The 16776-nt window shown below is 68.2% G+C and carries 15 protein-coding genes and 1 tRNA gene; 6 read left to right on the forward strand and 10 right to left on the reverse strand.

Translation table 11 applies throughout. The features are described 5' to 3' along the window. The first annotated feature begins 1 nt into the window (after position 1). Entirely contained in the window at positions 2–904 is a 903-nt protein-coding gene (locus AXW83_RS09155) for a LysR family transcriptional regulator (RefSeq protein WP_082767035.1), read from the forward strand. On the opposite strand, the gene cysE is transcribed toward AXW83_RS09155, so the two are convergent. After that, a complete protein-coding gene (cysE, locus tag AXW83_RS09160; protein ID WP_066612519.1) occupies positions 895–1743 on the reverse strand; it encodes a serine O-acetyltransferase in 849 nt (282 codons plus the stop codon). The two genes, AXW83_RS09155 and cysE, sit on opposite strands and share 10 nt — an antisense overlap. Before the next feature lie 170 nt (positions 1744–1913). Then, the gene (locus tag AXW83_RS09165; RefSeq protein WP_066612522.1) at positions 1914–2678 is read right to left on the reverse strand and encodes an alpha/beta fold hydrolase; all 765 of its coding nucleotides are present in this window, start codon (positions 2676–2678) and stop codon (positions 1914–1916) included. Positions 2679–2771: 93 nt separating this feature from the next. On the opposite strand from AXW83_RS09165, the gene AXW83_RS09170 reads away from it, so the two are divergent. The 4 genes from AXW83_RS09170 to AXW83_RS09185 all read left to right on the forward strand — a co-directional run bounded on the left by AXW83_RS09170 (position 2772) and on the right by AXW83_RS09185 (position 5693). Further along, positions 2772–3743, forward strand: a complete 972-nt coding sequence (locus AXW83_RS09170) for a heparan-alpha-glucosaminide N-acetyltransferase (protein WP_066612524.1) — start codon at positions 2772–2774, stop codon at positions 3741–3743. 72 nt (positions 3744–3815) lie between these two features. Continuing rightward, positions 3816–4067 (forward strand): zinc-finger domain-containing protein, encoded by a 252-nt coding sequence (locus AXW83_RS09175; RefSeq protein WP_066612527.1) that lies wholly within the window; start codon positions 3816–3818, stop codon positions 4065–4067. Between the two features lie 34 nt (positions 4068–4101). After that, entirely contained in the window at positions 4102–5289 is a 1188-nt protein-coding gene (locus AXW83_RS09180) for an FAD-dependent monooxygenase (RefSeq protein WP_066612529.1), read from the forward strand. Positions 5290–5375: 86 nt separating this feature from the next. Continuing rightward, the gene (locus AXW83_RS09185) at positions 5376–5693 is read left to right on the forward strand and encodes a hypothetical protein (protein ID WP_066612533.1); all 318 of its coding nucleotides are present in this window, start codon (positions 5376–5378) and stop codon (positions 5691–5693) included. Between the two features lie 7 nt (positions 5694–5700). On the opposite strand, the gene chrA is transcribed toward AXW83_RS09185, so the two are convergent. From chrA to AXW83_RS09200, 3 genes are all read right to left on the reverse strand, one after another. Continuing rightward, entirely contained in the window at positions 5701–7095 is a 1395-nt protein-coding gene (gene chrA / locus AXW83_RS09190; protein ID WP_066612539.1) for a chromate efflux transporter, read from the reverse strand. A 10-nt stretch (positions 7096–7105) separates the two neighbouring features. Beyond that, positions 7106–7924 carry a chromate resistance protein ChrB domain-containing protein gene (locus tag AXW83_RS09195; RefSeq protein WP_066612544.1) on the reverse strand — a complete coding sequence of 273 codons (819 nt, stop codon included), beginning with the start codon at positions 7922–7924 and terminating at the stop codon, positions 7106–7108. Between the two features lie 131 nt (positions 7925–8055). Beyond that, positions 8056–9318, reverse strand: coding sequence for a hemolysin family protein (locus AXW83_RS09200; RefSeq protein ID WP_066612546.1), 1263 nt, complete (start codon positions 9316–9318; stop codon positions 8056–8058). A 148-nt stretch (positions 9319–9466) separates the two neighbouring features. Between AXW83_RS09200 and AXW83_RS09205 the strand changes: the two genes are divergently transcribed. Next, positions 9467–10132 carry a DUF938 domain-containing protein gene (locus AXW83_RS09205; RefSeq protein ID WP_066612548.1) on the forward strand — a complete coding sequence of 222 codons (666 nt, stop codon included), beginning with the start codon at positions 9467–9469 and terminating at the stop codon, positions 10130–10132. 12 nt (positions 10133–10144) lie between these two features. Here the strand turns inward: AXW83_RS09205 and AXW83_RS09210 are convergent. The 5 genes from AXW83_RS09210 to AXW83_RS09230 all read right to left on the reverse strand — a co-directional run bounded on the left by AXW83_RS09210 (position 10145) and on the right by AXW83_RS09230 (position 16599). Further along, positions 10145–10230: transfer RNA gene (locus tag AXW83_RS09210), tRNA-Leu, on the reverse strand. Positions 10231–10285: 55 nt separating this feature from the next. Then, positions 10286–10945, reverse strand: coding sequence for a DUF1190 domain-containing protein (locus tag AXW83_RS09215; protein ID WP_168166076.1), 660 nt, complete (start codon positions 10943–10945; stop codon positions 10286–10288). A 28-nt stretch (positions 10946–10973) separates the two neighbouring features. Then, positions 10974–12554 (reverse strand): AMP-binding protein, encoded by a 1581-nt coding sequence (locus tag AXW83_RS09220; RefSeq protein ID WP_066612553.1) that lies wholly within the window; start codon positions 12552–12554, stop codon positions 10974–10976. Positions 12555–12788: 234 nt separating this feature from the next. After that, a complete protein-coding gene (locus AXW83_RS09225) occupies positions 12789–15614 on the reverse strand; it encodes a phosphoenolpyruvate carboxylase (protein WP_066612555.1) in 2826 nt (941 codons plus the stop codon). A gap of 280 nt (positions 15615–15894) precedes the next feature. Beyond that, a complete protein-coding gene (locus AXW83_RS09230; protein WP_066612558.1) occupies positions 15895–16599 on the reverse strand; it encodes a glutathione S-transferase N-terminal domain-containing protein in 705 nt (234 codons plus the stop codon). Positions 16600–16776 lie beyond the last annotated feature (177 nt).

Raw genomic sequence — 16776 nt, forward strand, 5'->3', positions numbered from 1 at the left:
CTTGCCCGTCAGGCCGCCACGCCCGCGCCTGCCTTCGCTCAATGCGCTGCGCGCCTTCGAGGCTGCTGCGCGCTGCGGCAGCTTCGTCAGGGCCGCCGACGAACTCGGCGTCACCGCCGGCGCGGTGACGCAGCAGATCAGGCAGCTCGAGGCCTGGCTCGGCTTCCCTGTCTTCGAGCGGCTGGCGCAGGGCGTGGTCCTGACCGACGCGGCGCGCGCCGCTCTGCCCAGGCTCAGCCGCGGCTTCGACATGCTCGGCCAGGCCGTGCAGGAACTCCGCGCCGGCCATGCCGGCAGGGCGCTGACCATCGCAGCCCTGCCCTGCATCGCGCAGCTTTGGCTCTCGCCGCGATTGCCGGCGCTGCAGCGGGCCTTTCCGGATCTGCAGGTCTCCGTCACGGCCATGGAAGAACCGCCCGATCCGCGCCGCGAGCCGCACGATCTGGGCCTGTTCTACCTGGCGGAGGACGACGTCCGCGCGCAGACGAGGCTCGGACCTGACTCGATCCAGCCGGTCTGCACGCCCGAGCTCGCGCGACGCCTGACCGATCCCGCGGACCTTAGCCGCGAGATCCTGCTTCACGACGCCGTCTGGCGCGGCGACTGGGCCAGATGGCTCGCCGCCGCCGGCGCGCCCGGTACGGTCGACGCCCGGCGCGGGCCGACCTTCTCGCTCTACAGCCTGGCGCTGGACGCGGCCCTGTCGGGTTCGGGCGTGCTCATGGGGCGCATGAGCCTCGTCTCACCGCTGCTGACGAGCGGCAGGCTTGCGGCGCCGTTCGATCTCGACGTGCCGACGGACGACAGTCTCGTCATCCTGTCGCTGCAACACAGCGAGGCGACGCACCCGCATCAGCCCGCCGTCGGCGCCTGGTTGGCAGCGCAGCATCCGCCTCAGATGTAGCCGCCGCAATCCCCGGCCAGGATCTGGTCCATCGAGCGCGAAGGCTCGGCGCAGCCGGCCTCGCCGACGACCTTCGCCGGCACGCCAGCTACGGTCTTGTTGCGTGGCACGGCCGCCAGCACGACGGAGCCAGCGGCGACCCGCGCGCATTGGCCGATCTCGATATTGCCCAGAATCTTCGCGCCGGCCCCGATCAGCACGCCCTTGCGGATCTTCGGATGGCGGTCGCCGCCCTGCTTGCCGGTGCCTCCGAGCGTCACGCTGTGCAGCATCGAGACGTCGTCCTCGATCACCGCCGTCTCGCCGACGACGAGCCCCGTCGCATGGTCGAGGAAGATGCCCTTGCCGATCTTCGCGGCGGGATTGATGTCGGTCTGGAACACTTCGGACGAACGGCTTTGCAGGTAGAGCGCGAAATCCCGCCGCCCCTGCCGCCACAGCCAATGCGTCAGCCGGTGCCCCTGCAGGGCATGGAAGCCCTTGAAGAACAGCACCGGTTCCAGAACCCGGTAGCAGGCGGGGTCGCGGTCGAGCACCGCGAGCACATCGGCACGCATACCCTGCCCGATTTCCGGGTCGGCGGCGATCGCCTCGGAGAAGGCCTGCTCGATCAGATCCGCGGCGACGGCCGGATGGCCGAGCCGTGCGGCCACGCGATGCGCAACCGCAAACTCGAAGCCGGGCTGGTTCAGCACGCAGGCCATGATCAGGCTGCCGAGCGAAGGCTCGGCGGCGACGGCGGCCTCGGCCTCGCGCCTGAGTCTGGCCCAGACCGGATCGATCCGGTCGAGCCCGGTCGAAGGATCGCGTATGTCCGTGACGGAGCGCCCTGACGGCATGTTCGTTCTCCGATGCATCCCCAGCATGGGCCGCTTCTCTAGCACGCCCGACAGGGCATCTGCCAAACGCGAAAGCGCGAGCCTTCGAGATCGGCACGGGGCCAGCCTGAATCAAGATCGCAAGACAGACCCGCAACGCCCTGGCCCGATTCGGCTTTTCGAGCCGCTGCTCAATGCCGCGCCAGAAAGTCCAGAACCGCCTGCTTGTGGCTTTTGTCACCGACGGCGAGATTGTGGTCGCGCCCCTCGATGTCGAACGACTCGGCGCCGGGGATCAGCGCCGCCAGCTCCGGCCCGGAGCCCGCGACATCGTCCTTCGTCCCGACACTGACCATGGTCGGCACCGAAATCCGCCCAACCTCGGCCGCACTCAGCGTCTGGCGCGAGCCGCGTATGCAGGCCGCAAGCGCCCTGAGATCGCTTTTCGTCGCGTCGGCGAAAGCTCGGAACATCCGCTGCATCGGGTCCGTCAGGTCGTCGAGCGAAGGCGCCTCCATCGCATCCGCGATGCCCAGCGGCAGGCCGACGCCTTCGACCAGATGGATGCCGAGCCCGCCGAGCAGAAGCGCTCGCAGCCGCTCCGGATGCGCCAGCGCCAGATGCGCGCTGATCCGCGCGCCCATCGAATAGCCCATCACCGTAGCCCGGGCGATGTCGAGATGGTCCATCAGCGCGCGTACGTCCTCGGCCATGATCTGCGAGGAATAGGCGGCGGGCTCGTAGAGCTTCTCGCTCTCGCCATGGCCGCGATTGTCCAGCATCACGACGCGATAACCGGCATGGGTCAGCGTTTTCGTCCACTGGGTGTTGACCCAGTTCACTGCATGGCTCGAGCCGAAGCCATGCACCAGGACGATGGTCTGGCCCTTCGCTTCGCCGGTCGGCGCAAGGTCGAGAAAAGCCAGGCGGACGCCGTCGGAGGAGAAGTTTTGCATGACCGGATCGCTTGCAGGGGTCGGAGAACCTCACCTGCCATGCCCGGGCGGCTTTGGGTAGCGGGGCGTGCGTGGCTTGCCTATGAAGGGCCCATGAGTCTCGCTGCGCCGCCCGCCAATGCTCCCGCCAACTCGAACAGGATCGAACTCGTCGATCTCGCTCGCGGCATCGCCCTGCTGGCGATGTTCATCTTCCACTTCGCCTATGATCTTTCCTATTTCGGCCTGATCGAGACCGACATCCAGGCCGAACGGGGCTGGCGCTGGTTCGCGAGGCTGATCGCCGGTTCGTTCCTCACTCTGGTCGGAATCAGCCTCGTCCTGGCGACGCGAAGCGGGTTGAACCGCATCGCCTATCTGACGCGGCTCGCCATGGTCGCGGTCGCCGCCCTGCTGGTGACGGTCTGCACGCGAATCGCGATGCCCGAGAGCTTCATCTTCTTCGGCATCCTGCACCACGTCGCGGTGGCCAGCGTTCTGGCGCTGCCCTTTCTCGTCCTGCCGACCGTGGTTCTGGCGGCAGCCGCCGCCTTGTCCTTCGCCTTGCCTGCCCTGGCCGAGCATGTGCTGTTCGACCAGCCGTCGCTGGTCTGGCTCGGCCTGTCGGAGCTACCGGTGCGCAGCGCCGATTTCGTGCCGGTTTTTCCCTGGTTCGGCTGCGTGCTCTCGGGGATGGTGCTGGCCCGAATGCTGCTGCCGCATTTCGACACGTCCGCGCTCGGACGATGGCGCGCCGGTTCGCTGCCGGCCCGAGCCATCGTCTGGGGCGGCAGAAACAGCCTGATCGTCTATCTCGTCCATCAGCCGGTCTTCATCGGCCTGCTCCTGCTGGCAGCGCCATTCACGACAGTGTCCCCGCCTGAGGAACGGCCTTTCCTGCTGTCCTGCCAGCGCAGTTGCACGGCCGGAACCCTGAGCGCACAGGCCTGCGAGCGCGTCTGCGGCTGCACGGTCGGGGAACTAAAGCGCGAGAACATCTGGAGCAAGGTGCTGACCGACAGCCTGACACCTGAGGAAAGCGCCCGCACAACCGCCCTCGCACAAGCCTGCGTCAAAACTCCCTGAGGCAATCTCGCACTGGCGCGACGGGCTTCCGCACGATAGTTTGCGGCCAGCGATCATCCAACGGGCGACATCATGGCCGACACGGGCATTCCGCATTTCCACAACGATCCCGGCGTCGCCGCGATTCAGGTCGGCGCGCACGAGTTCATGTGCATCGGTGCGAAGCCGCCCTTCGATCATCCGCATGTCTTTCTCGACATGGGCTCCGATCACGAGATCGTCTGCCCCTATTGCTCGACGCTGTTCAAATACGACCCGTCGCTGAAGGCGGGCGCCTGTCTGCCCGCGGAATGCGCCCACCACGAAACCGTCAAGGCGGCGTGATCGCGCCCGAACGGGGCCGTTCGCGTCGAAGCAAGTGACAACGCCCCATATCTTGATCGCCGGCGCCGGCATCGGCGGCCTGACCACGGCCATCGCCCTGGCGCGTCTCGGGATCGCGGTGACGGTCGCCGAAAAACGGACCGGCTTCGGCGAAACCGGCGCCGGGCTGCAGATATCGCCCAATGCCGGACGCGTGCTCGCCGGGCTCGATCTCGGCCTGATGATGAAGCGCGCTGCCGTCACCGTCGACAGCCTCGTCGTCCGGCGCTGGCATGGCGATGCGGCGCTGGCCAGGATGCCGATGAGCGTGGGCTCGGGCGAGACGCCCTTTCGCGTCCTCAAGCGCACCGACCTGCATCAGCTGCTGCTCGACGCCACCCGCGCTCTGCCCAATATCCGGCTTCTGGTCGGGCGCGGAATCGAGGCGGTCGCGCAGGACAGGACCGGCATCACCGCGACCCTGGTCAGCGAGGCGGGACAGGCGGAAACCGTGCAGGCGCTCGGCCTCGTCGGAGCCGACGGCCTCTGGTCGCGCATCCGCGAGCTGACCGGCGACGCGGCGCCCCCGGCCTTCACCGGCTTCGAGGCCTGGCGCACACTCGTGCCGGCACAAGGCTCCCTGACAGGCCATGCCGAGGTCACGCTGCATCTCGGCGCGGGCCGGCACGCGGTCCACTACCCCGTCGCAGGCGGCCGCGAGACCAATCTCGTCATCGTCCGCACCGCCAGAGAGCCTCGCGAAGGCTGGTCGCGCACCGGCGAGCCGCATCTGCTGGCACGCGAGATCGCCCGCGCCGCCCCTGCCTTGCGCAGGCTCGCCGCCGCCGCGCCCGGCTGGCAGGTCTGGTCCCTGTTCGACCGCCCACCCGCCACCATGGCGCAGGGCCGGGTCGCATTGCTGGGCGACGCCGCCCATCCCGTCCTGCCCTTCCTCGCACAGGGCGCCGCGCTCGCCATCGAGGATGCGGCGGTGCTGGCGCGGCTTCTCGCCGCCCATCTCGAAAGCGATGGCAGCGCTGGCGTCCCGGCCGCCTTCGCAGCCTATGCCGAGGCACGCGCCGAGCGGGTCGCCCGCGTCCAGGCGACCAGCCGCGGGAATGGCCGGGCATATCATCTCGGCGCGCCCTGGAACCTCGCGCGCAACCTTGTCATGAGGCGCCTCGGCCCCGACGGGATGCGCCGCCGCTATGACTGGCTCTACGACTGGCGGGAGCGAGTCTGAGCGTCTTTGGCGTGCTTCCCTGCCCGATCTCGCCTTCGCCGCATTTGATCCCTAGCTTCAGGGTCCTGCCACAGGATGAAAGCGACATGGCCCGCCTCAACATCAACCCGCAATTCGGCGCCCGCATCGCCGGAATGCCGCGCTGGGCCGCATGGCTCAGCATGGCGGCGAGCCTCGTCGTCGGCGTGACGCTGTTCCTGCTCGCGGCAAGCCTGGCGCTGATCCTGATCCCGGTCGTCATGGTCGTCGGAGCGATCGCGATGTGGCGTCTGAAGAGCAGGCTGAAGGCCGCCGGTTTCGGCCAGCCCCACCCATTTTCCAGACCTCAGTCGCAGCCCGGCCGCGTCGACGTGATCGACGTCGAATACCGCGTGATCGAGCCGGGCGAGAAGCCGCGCACCTGACGATCGTTCAGGCCGGCAGCCGGGTCAGCAGAACCCCGGCCGCGCCGCAGGCTGCCAGGGTCGGGATCATCCCGGCCTTGAACCGCAGCATCGCGACCATCGCCGCCCCCGAGAGCAGCGCCGCGCGCCAGTCGAGCGAGGCCAGCACCGGCCAGTCGGGCGACAGGCCGAAGAAGCTCGTGCTGCGCACCTCGCGGAACATCACATGCAGCCCGAACCAGAGCGCGAGGTTCATGATCACGCCGACCACGGCCGCCGTGATCGCGCCCAGCGCGGCCGACAGTGCCTTGTTGCCGCGCAGTTCTTCGACATAGGGCCCGCCGAGGAAGATCCAGAGGAAGCACGGCGCGAACGTCACCCACAGCGTCAGCAGCGCCCCCAGCGTCCCGGCGAGCAGCGGCGGCAGCGCGCCCGGCGCCCGAAAGCCCGCGAGAAACCCCACGAACTGCAGCACGAGGATCAGCGGACCGGGCGTCGTCTCGGCAAGGCCGAGACCATCGACCATCTCGCCCGCGACGAGCCAATGGTAGTTTTCGACCGCCGCCTGCGCGACATAGGCCAGCACCGCATAGGCACCTCCGAAGGTCACCACCGCCATCGTGCTGAAGAAGCTTCCAAGCTGGGTCCAGACGCTGCCGCCGCCGGTCGTCAGCCAGAGAACCGCGACCGGCCCGAGCCAGAGCGGCAGCCACAGCGCGAGCGTGCACAGCGCCCGGGACGCGGAGGGGCGCACATGCTCCAGCTCGCCGCGCGCGAACATCAGGTCGACGAGGCCGACGACATCAGGTCCCGACGCGCCGTGCCCGGCTGCGCCGCCGAAGAGCTCGGGCCGGACGCGATGGCCGAACCAGCCGATCAGCCCCGCCGCGAGAATGATCAGCGGAAACGGCACCTTGAACAGGAAGATCGCGATGAACGACGCGATCGCGAGCAGCACCATCGCCCGGTTCTTCAGCGCCCGCCGGCTGATCCTCAACCCGGCCTCGATGACGACCGCAAACACCGCCGCCTTGATCCCGAAGAACAGGCCGTCCACCAGCGGCACCTGCCGGTACAGCACGTAAAGCGTGCTCAGGCCGAGCATGACGAGCGCGCCGGGGATGATGAACAGGAGCCCGGCGATCAGGCCACCGATGGTCCGGTGCATCAGCCAGCCGATATAGACGGCGAGCTGCTGCGCCTCAGGACCGGGCAGCAACATGCAGTAGTTCAGCGCATGAAGAAAACGCTGCTCGCCGATCCAGTGCCGCTCCTCGACCAGCTCCTTGTGCATCAGGGCGATCTGGCCTGCCGGTCCGCCGAAGGAGAGCAGACCGATCTTCGCCCAGACGCGGGTAGCCTGCGCCAGCGTCGGCATGGCCTGGGGGGTCTCGACGGCGGTGTCGGTCGTCGTGATCGTCATCGCCGCGCCCTCACAGCTTCACAGACGCGGCGGGCCAGTTATGCGTTTCCTCGCTCGCATCCCGGCACCAGCGATAGAACGCGTCGTAAAGCAGCATACCGGCGTCGAGCTGCGCCAGATCGTCCTTGAACATGCGCGACAGGCCAAGCGAGGCCGCGAGCAGCCCGGCCGCCTGCGGCGCCAGATCGAGCGCAGCGGTATCGGCCGCGCGCACGATCCGCGCCAGCCGGTCGAGCGCCGGCCCCGCCAGTCCGAACTCCTCGACCATGACGTCGAAGGTGCAGCGCTCGCCGCGATGGCTCCAGAAGACGTCGTCAATATCGAACGGCGTCGCGCCGAAGCGGCTCGCCACGTCCGCGACCTCGGCAGGCGAGACGAACAGGAACACAGCCTCGCGATCGACGAAGCGCCGGATCAGCCAGGGACAGGCAATGCGATCGACCTTCGGCCGCGTCCGCGTCACCCAGACGGTGCGACCGGCGCCGTTGCGCGGCGGCAGCTTGTCTGCCGGGACCAGCGGTCCGCCCGCCTCGCGCCAGGCCTCGAAGCCGCCGGCCAGGTTCTCGGCCTCGACGCCTTCATGTCGCAGCCAGGCGGCGACGCCTTCGCTGAGCTTCAGGCCCCGCTGGCACGACACGACCACGCGCCGCCCGGCATAGACCCGGGCCCAGTCGGCGACGTCCTTGTGGGAGCGCTGTTCGGAGGCCGGAAGCAGCCGCTGATCGGCGGCGAAATCATCGGGAATGCGGACATCGACGAGCGCCGGAGCATCGGGCAGGCCGACGAGGCGGGACAACTGCACAGCCGTGATCGAAATGTTGGAAGACATGGGCGTCCATCCTGAAACGAGGAATATGGACGCGAACCTTGGGCCGGAGCCTCACGGGGTCGTCGCGGTGAAACCCCTTGGCGATGTTTAGATCATGGCCGTTCTCGCGGCGTCAAGAGCCGTGCACGTGCTCACTCGATCCGGCTGACCAGCACCTTGTCGATGCGGCGCCCGTCGAGATCGACCACCTCGAAACGCCAGTGGCCCTTCTCGAAGAACTCGCCGACATTGGGCAGGCGGTTGAGTTCGGCCAGGATGAAGCCCGCCACCGTCTGGAAATCGGCGTCGCGCGGAATATGGATGCCGAGTTCGTGCGAGAACTCGTCGACCTGCATCCAGCCGGCGACGAGCCAGGAGCCGTCCGCGCGCGTCACGATCGGCGGCTCGTTCTCCTCTTCCTCCTGGAAGGCGCCGATGATCGCCTCGAGCACATCGCCGGGCGTGATGATGCCCTCGAAATGGCCGTATTCGTCGAAGACCAGCGCCATATGCACCTTCGAAGCACGAATATCGCGCAGGATGCGCAGCGCATTGGCCGTGTCCATCACGACCGGTGCCTCGTCGACCAGCGCGCGCAGATCATGCGTTTCGCCATCCGAGAGCAGGTCGATCATGTCCTTGACGACGCAGACGCCGATAATCGAATCTGCCTCGCCGTCTTGCACCGGCAGGCGCGAGCGCCGCGTCGCCCGCAGCTGGCCCCGGATTTCGTCGGCACTGTCGGAGAGGTCGATCACCTCGACCTCGCGCCGCGGCGTCATCAGCGCGCGCGCCGATCGATCGGCAAGCCGCATCACGCCGGAGATCATCTCGCGCTCGTCGCGCTCCAGCACGCCCGCCGTCTCCGCCTCGGCGATGATGGTGCGGACCTCTTCTTCGGTGACCTTCTCCTCCGGCTCGCCCTTTTGGCCGAGAAGGCTGAGCACGGCACGGCCCGAGAGATCGAGCAGGAAGACCAGCGGCAGGCCGACCTTGGCGATCAGCAGCATGGCCGGCGCGACGCGAGACGCGACCCGCTCGGGATCGCGCAGCGCGATCTGCTTGGGAACCAGTTCGCCGATGATCAGCGAGAGATAGGTGATCGCGACCACGACGAGGCCGACGCCGAAACCGTCGGACATCGCAGGCGACAGACCCTGCGTTTCGAGCCATTCCGACAGCCGCGCGCCGAGAGTGGCCCCCGAAAAGGCACCCGACAGCACGCCGACCAGCGTGATGCCGATCTGTACTGTGGACAGAAAGCGGCCGGGATTCTCCGCCAGGCGCATTGCCGTCGCGGCACCCGTGTTGCCTTGATCGCTAAGAACCTTGAGTCGGGCCGGGCGGGAGGAGACGACGGCAAGTTCCGACATGGCAAGCAGACCGTTGATCACGGTCAAAACCACGACGATCAATATCTCGGTTAACAAAACCAGCCCGCGCCATGCGAAAACCGCACTCTATGGCGATCCGCTTCTGTTTTCCTTATAGCGCATCGACGCCGGGTGGCGATGGGCTTAAATCGAATAATTCGGCGGCGGATGTGCAAGGATCGGAGCCGCGATGAGCGACACATCGTCAGGTCCATGGGAGCCGGGCGCGGCGCAGACGATCGCGGGCGAAGACCACCGCCTGTTCGCGCCCGCTGCCACGCGCAACCGCGACGCCATCCTGCCGATCCTGCGCGCCGTTCTGCCTGCGACGGGCCTCGTCCTCGAAGTCGCGAGCGGCTCGGGCGAACACATCGTGCATCTGGCGCAAGCGCTGCCGGCGCTGACCTTCCAGCCGAGCGATCCTTCGCCCGAGGCCCTGGCGAGCATCGCCGCCTGGACGGCCCATGCCGGACTGGCCAACATCCGCTCGCCCCTGCAGCTCGACGCCACCACCGCGATCTGGCCGCTCGCCGCAGCCGACGCCGTGATCTGCATCAACATGATCCACATCGCGCCCTGGTCGGCGACGCAGGGCCTGCTGCGCGGCGCCGGCACCCTGCTGGCGGACGGCGCACCGCTTTATCTCTACGGCCCGTTCCGGCGGCCCGGCCAGGAGATGGAAGCAAGCAACGCCGCCTTCGACGAAAGCCTGAAGGCCCGCAATCCCGACTGGGGGCTGCGGGACCTCGACGCGGTGGCTGGGGCAGCAGCGGAAGCGGGCTTCGGCGTGCCGGAGATAACGGAAATGCCGGCGAACAACCTGAGCGTAGTGTTTCGGAAGCGGCAAGACAGGTGACACGTCCGGAAGTGGTGCGGACGGCGGGGATCGAACCCGCATAGCCAGAGGCCGAGAGATTTTAAGTCTCTTGCGTCTACCAGTTTCGCCACGTCCGCCTGTGGCAAGCGGTAGCGGGACCCGCGCGCGGGCGCAAGGACCGCCCCGCACTGCTCAGCGCCGATGCGCCGGCTTGTACCATTCGACCCCGTCGGGATCGACATAGAGGCCCGGCGCGACATCGGCGCCGATGCGCTTCTGCTCCATCGGCACACGCACCGTGTCGTCGCGGTCGCCGCGCTTCTGGTAAGGCGCGCTTTGGTGAGATGCGTGGCCCCGTCCGCCGCCGGGCGTACTGGCGAGGCCGACGACGCCCTGCCGGCCTGCGACCTTGTCCTGCAGCTCCGTCACCGGCCGCCCCGCAAAGGCCGCGCGTCCGCCACCCTCGATCACCGGCCAGGCGCGGCGCGCGGCACCTTCGCCCGTGATGCGAACCGCGGTGAAGCGCGGCACATAGGTCGCGCCGCCCCGCCCGAAGGATTCCCAGCCGCCGGTCGAGACCATCTGCGCGCCGCAGCGCTTGTGGCTGCGCTCGCAGAGCGTCCGGGAGGCATAGCGCGGCGCCTTCTGCTCGAATTCGGCCCGGGCGTTGCGATAGGCGAACTCGCATTGCTCGGGGCCGAGCAGCCCGCCGGCGATGCAGTCGTCGCGGCGCTCATAGACGGCACCTGCCCCTTGGGCCGCGAGATCCGCCGGCGCCGCGAGGGACAGGGCCGGCGCGAGCGCGGCAGCACGTGCCAGCAGCATCAGCGAGGAGGCGGAGAGCGTGATCATGCGGCGCACCATAATCACGATTGTGGCGTCACAGCAGCGAGCGGCGCGAGGCGGCCAGTTCGCGCGTCGCGCCATAATCGATCTTGCCGTTGCCGAGCACGGGAATAGAGCCCGTCACCAGGATGGCGCGCGGCACCCACAGCTCCGGAAAGCCCTGGACCTTAGCCTCGTCCAAAAGCGCGCGCTTGTCGGCGTCGGGCTTTTCGGTGACGAGCACGAGCTGCTCGCCCTTGCGCGCATCGGGCAACGCAACAACGACATGGTTTTGCGACGGCCACAGCCCCGAAATCATCGATTCGACCGCCGCCAGCGAGACCATTTCGCCGCCGAGCTTGGCGAAGCGCTTGGCCCGCCCCTTGATCACGACGAAGCCGTCGTCGATCGCGACGATGTCGCCGGTGTCGTGCCAGCCGCCTTCGGGCGGCAGCAGCCTGCCGGGTTCGTCCGCACTCAGATAGCCGGCCATGATGTTGGGACCGCGGACGCACAGCTTGCCGCCCTCGGTGATGCCCTCGACCGGCTCCAGCCGCGCCTCGATTCCGGGCAGAAGCCGCCCGACGCTGCCTTCGCGCGTCGCCACCGGCGTGTTGCAGGCCAGAACCGGCGAGCACTCGGTGCAGCCATAGCCTTCGAGGATGGTCGTGCCGTAGGGCTCCCACATCCGCCGCGTCTCGGGTTTCACCCGCTCGGCGCCGGCCACGACATAGCGCACGCTCTTCAGGTCGTCCGGGTCTGCAGCGCGCGCGTAACCCTGCAAAAAGGTGTCGGTCGCGAACAGGAAGGTGCAGCCCATCTCGCCGATCAGCTTGGGCACCTGCTTGTAGTGCAGCGGGCTCGGATAGAGCACGACCTTCATGCCGTGCAGCAGCGGCATCAGCAGCGCAGCCGTGAGCCCGAAGGAATGGAAGGCCGGCAGCGGGTTCATGACGATGTCGCGCGACGACAGGAAGCCGGCCGCAAGCGCGAAGATCTGCCCGGCATTGGAGACCAGATTAGCGTGAGACAGCACCACGCCCTTCGGCTTGCCCTCGGTTCCGGAGGTGAACAGCACCACGGCCGCATCGTCGGGGGCGGCTTCGTAGCGCCTGAGCGCGAGACCGGGCGCGAGGCTCGACAGCGCCCCAAAAGCCTTGTCGAGGCTGGTGACCTGCTTGCGGATGTCCTCCAGATAGATCACGCGCCGGCCCTCGCCCAGCGCCTCCAGCTCGTCCTCGAGCTTGGCCTGGTCGACGAAGCGCCGCGAGGTCACGATCGTCTTCAGCTGCGAGAGTTCGGCCGCCGCCCGCAGATTCTTCACGCCGGCGGTGAAGTTCAGCAGCGCCGGCACGCGGCCGAAGGCCGAGAGCCCAAACAGCGTCACCGCCATCGCCTGCACATTCGGCAGCAGCAGGCCGACATGCTCGCGCTCCTGCGTCACTCCGGCGAGCTTGCGCCCGAGCACCAGCGCGCCGAGCACGAGGCGGCCGAAGCTGATCGGCTGGCGCTCGGGATCTTCCAGCGCGATGCGTGCCTTGCCGTGTTCGGCACTCGCCTGCAGCAGCGCGCGAAACAGCGTGATCCGCGCGGCGGCGGCATCGAAGCTCGGCATCTCGGATTCGGTGGCGGCCATGTTTGGCTCGGCTCCCGGCTGGCGGTTTCCTGTGCTGCCTACCTAAGGGCTTTGGCGGTCGTTGCAATCAAAAGGGCTTCGACCGCATCCAGACGGCGTCATTCCGGGCGGAGCAAGCGGAGACCCGGAGTCCATCGTAAGGCGCTGTCGTGCACGACTATGGATTCCGGATCGCCGCGGCTTTCTCCGCTTGTCCGGAATGACGGCGCAGAGGCGGCAACAGGGTGGCCAATCCTACCCGAACGCGCCGATCTCGTGCTGGATCGCGCCCGAAATCTCGCGCAGCAAGGCAAAGCAGGTCGCCATCGGCGCCAGCACGTCGCGGTGCAGCGCCGCATAGGCGCCGCCCTCGCGCGGGCCCGGCGGCTCGCCGAAATCGAGCCCGATCGTCGGGTCTGGGTCGAGCGGGAAGATTTCGGCGAGCGCCGCAAGCGAGCCGGGAATGTCGAGCCGCAGGATGCGCTCCATCAGCGCCTCCCGCGTCAGCCCGGCACTGGGGCGGAAGTCCGGGATATGCGTCGCCGACAGCCAGATCCGGTGCATCACCGAAAGCCGCAGCGCATGCAGCGCCACGAGTCGCGCCGACATCTGCGGCGTCTCGACGGCGACAGCCTTCAGCTTCAGCCAGTCGGAGGACAGCCGCCAGAACAGCCGCCTGAGCGCGGGCGCGAGTTCGAGCCCGGCCAGCGCCTCGGCGACCGCCAGCAATTCGTCGCGACGGCCCTCGCGCTCCGTACGGCGGGCGCGGTCGAACCAGTTGCCGGGGTCGAGCGTGTCGAGATAGGCCCGCAGCACGTCGAGATCGCTGTTGGCCATGGCGTGCTCGGCCAGCCTGTAGGCCCGCTCGAAGCGCTCGGAACGCTCGCGCAGCTGGTTGAACAGATCCGGAGAGCGCGACGCTGCCTGGCCGATGCCGTGCACGCTGTTGGCGAGCCAGCCGAGCTGCTGCAGGATCGCGTTGTTGGGGATGGCGCGCAGTTCGCGCGGATGGCGGATGCGCGTCGGGCCGCCCGCATCGCTCTGGCGCGCGGCCGGGCGCGACCCGGTCTTGTCGAGCAAAGACGGGCCAAAGGTGCCGATCAGCGCGGCATAGCCGGGATCGTCGACCAGCGTCGTCATCTCCTCGCGCACGGTCTGGAAGAACTCCGTGGCGAAGTCGGGTTCGTCGTAGATTGGGTCGGCCGGCGCCTCACCGGGACTGTCGAACACAGCCTCGGCGATCCGCCCGATCGTCGCGGCGGCGAGCTGCGGCGTGCCGAACAGCAGATAGCCGTCGCTGCCCTGGAAGCTGGTCTCGCGCACAGTGGCGATTCCGGCTTTGGCGAACGCCTGTCGCGGCCAGGCCGGCTCCAGATAGGCGAGCCGGTCCTCCAGGCTGCCGGGATGGGCGCCGCGCCCGGCCGATTCGCCATGAGTGTCGAAGATCACCAGCTCGATCGCGGTCAGCCCGTAGCGCGTCAGCAACTCGGCGATGCGGATGCGCAGGCGCTCGACCCAGAAGGAAGCGGCGATCTGCCCGATATAGCGGCCGGAATCGGAATAGCCGAACTGGATGCAGAGCCGCCCATGCGTCTTGAGATAATCGCGGAAATGCGGGCTGCGCAGCGCTTCGTCGATGATGCGCGGCCCCTGCTCCAGCGCGTCGGAGGTCTCGAACAGCGGCGAAATCTCGATCTTGTCGGCAATACCGAAGCGCCGCGCCAGCCAGAGCGCGCTGAGCAGCGTATAGCCGGTCTCGGTCTCGGCGATCAGGAAGCGGACCGGCCGCGTGCCGTCGATATGCTTCACGATCTGCGCGATCGTCATCATCATCCGCGTCGCCGAGGCACGCTCGGCCGCCAGCGCCCCGAAATCGACCGGCGTCGGCTCGACCTTGGCCAGAGCCGCATTGGCGGCGCTGAGGAAGGCCCGGCGCTGGGCCGGCTGGCTCGGCTCCTCGTCGAGAGGAATGACGCCGCGCATCGCGTTGTGAAGCTGCGAGGCGTTCAGCCGGAAATGCGGCAGCGCGATCGAGACGCCATGGGCGACGCAGCCGGCCCGCGCCAGGCATAAAGCCGTCGCGGTCGCCTCGTCGCTGCCGGCAGCCTCGATCGCCGTGTCGAGCGCAGCCAGCAGCCTCGACGCCTCCGGCAAGGCAGCCTCGCGCTCGCCGACGAGCGAAAGCGCAAAAGCCTGCAGCGCCGTCAGCGCCGGCTGCGAACTGATCGGCGGGGCAAGCGCCAGCTGCCGCTCGACCGCCGCGATGGCGGCCGCCACCATCTCCCGCACCTCGGCCGTCGCCGCGACTTCGGGCAGCTTCTCGAGCATACGCACGAACTGACCGCGCTTGGATTCGAGCCGATAACGCAGCGTGTCCCACCACCCGATATCGGTGCGCCCGTCGGTGTCGCAGCCGACCCAGGACGCGAGGATGAGCGGCTTTGGTGCAAGCTCGCGCCAACGGTCGGGCCAGCGCAGCCGCGCCGCGCTAAGCAATGCTGAGTTCAGCCGGTCGATCGCATCGCGCGCATGGCGCACGGCAAAGCGGGCCTGTTCGAACTCGTCCTGCAAGGTGATCTTGCCGTCGGGACGGAAGGTCAGGTCAGGCTCATCCATCACCGCAGCCGCGGCCGCGTCGCCGGAGGCGAGGCCCGCCAGCGCGTGCGCCAGGGTACGGGTCATCCCGAAGGTCGGATGGGCGGTATAGACGGCTGCAAAGCGTGCGCGCGCCACCACGGCTCGAAAATGCTCGAAGGGAGACGCCTCGCGCTCGGACGCCTCGGCGAGCCGCTCGGCCACGGCGACCAGCGCCGCATCGCCATCCTCGGTCAGCCCGACATAGTCGGCGGTTCGCGCCGCGCGCTCGCGCAGTGACTGCCGGCCGAGATGGCGCACCAGGTCGAGTGCGGCATCGAGCGTCAGCTCGCCGCGATCCATCCGGCGCGTCAGCCACAGCGTCACCCGTAGCACCGGGCTGCCGAATGGATCTTCCTGCGCATCGATCCGCGCCTGGGCGATGGTGCCGAGAAGCTCCTGCGCGAGTGCCGCCGGTGTGATGATGTGGTTGGAACCGTCGGTCATGGCCTTGTCTCCCTTGCGAGAGAGGCAAGGCAAGTTTCGGACCTGCGTCAAGCAGACAGCGAAGAGTTCAACGTCACGATGATCCGCCGCCGTCATTCCGGGGCTTCGCAAAGCGAAGAGCCCGGAACCCATAGCCGCTGCGTGCACCGGACGAAGCGCCAGCGCCGAGCGCTTTCTTCGACCCGACCTGTGTCTATGGATTCCGGGCTCGACCCTGCGGGTCGCCCCGGAATGACGAAGGTGCTTCTTGTGGGAACAGCTCGACCCCTGAGGTCGTGCCTTACACCCGCTTGGGGCTGTCCAATCCCCGCTGCACCGCCGGCCGCGCCAAGCCGCGTTCCAGCCAGGCCGGCACGTTCTTCAGGCTGGCATAATCGACGAGCCCGCCGGCATCGTAGAATCCGACGAGATTGCGGACCCAGCCCAGCAGAGAGATGTCGGCGATCGTGTACTCGTCGCCCATGATCCAGTCACGGCCGGCAAGCCTGGTCTCCAGCACGCCGAGCAGACGCTTGCTCTCGGCGACGTAGCGGTCGCGCGGGCGCTTGTCCTCATAGTCCTTGCCGGCGAATTTGTGGAAGAAGCCGAGCTGCCCGAAAATCGGGCCGACCGCGGCCATCTGGAACATCACCCACTGGATCGTCTCGTAGCGCTGCGCGGCGTCCTTGGGCAGGAGCTTGCCGGTCTTCTCGGCGAGATAGACCAGGATCGCGCCCGACTCGAACAGGCCGAACGGCTTGCCGCCCGGACCGTCGGGATCGATGATCGCGGGGATCTTGCCATTGGGGTTGAGCGACAGGAATTCCGGCCCCCACGTCTCGTTCTTGCCGATATCGATCAGATGCGGCTCATAGGGCAACCCGAGTTCCTCCAGCGCGATCGAGACCTTCACGCCATTGGGCGTCGGCAGCGAATAGAGCTGGATCCGGTCCGGATGCTGGGCCGGCAAGCGGCTGGTGATCGGAAAAGCGGAGAGATCGGTCATAGGCAGGCCCTCATGGCTGAGACGCAAGGTGCGCCGCGTGGCGGTATACTGCCCCGCAAGCTATGGCGTGCGGACCACGGTACAAGGCTGCATCGCTGCAAACGCCGACATGCGAATGGCGCGACGCCTGCTGCCATGCGCGGCGGGAAGCCCTGCCCCGGAGCCCGCCCCCTTGCC

Origin of the sequence: Bosea sp. PAMC 26642 (assembly GCF_001562255.1) — a bacterium.
Classification (GTDB): Bacteria; Pseudomonadota; Alphaproteobacteria; order Rhizobiales; family Beijerinckiaceae; genus Allobosea.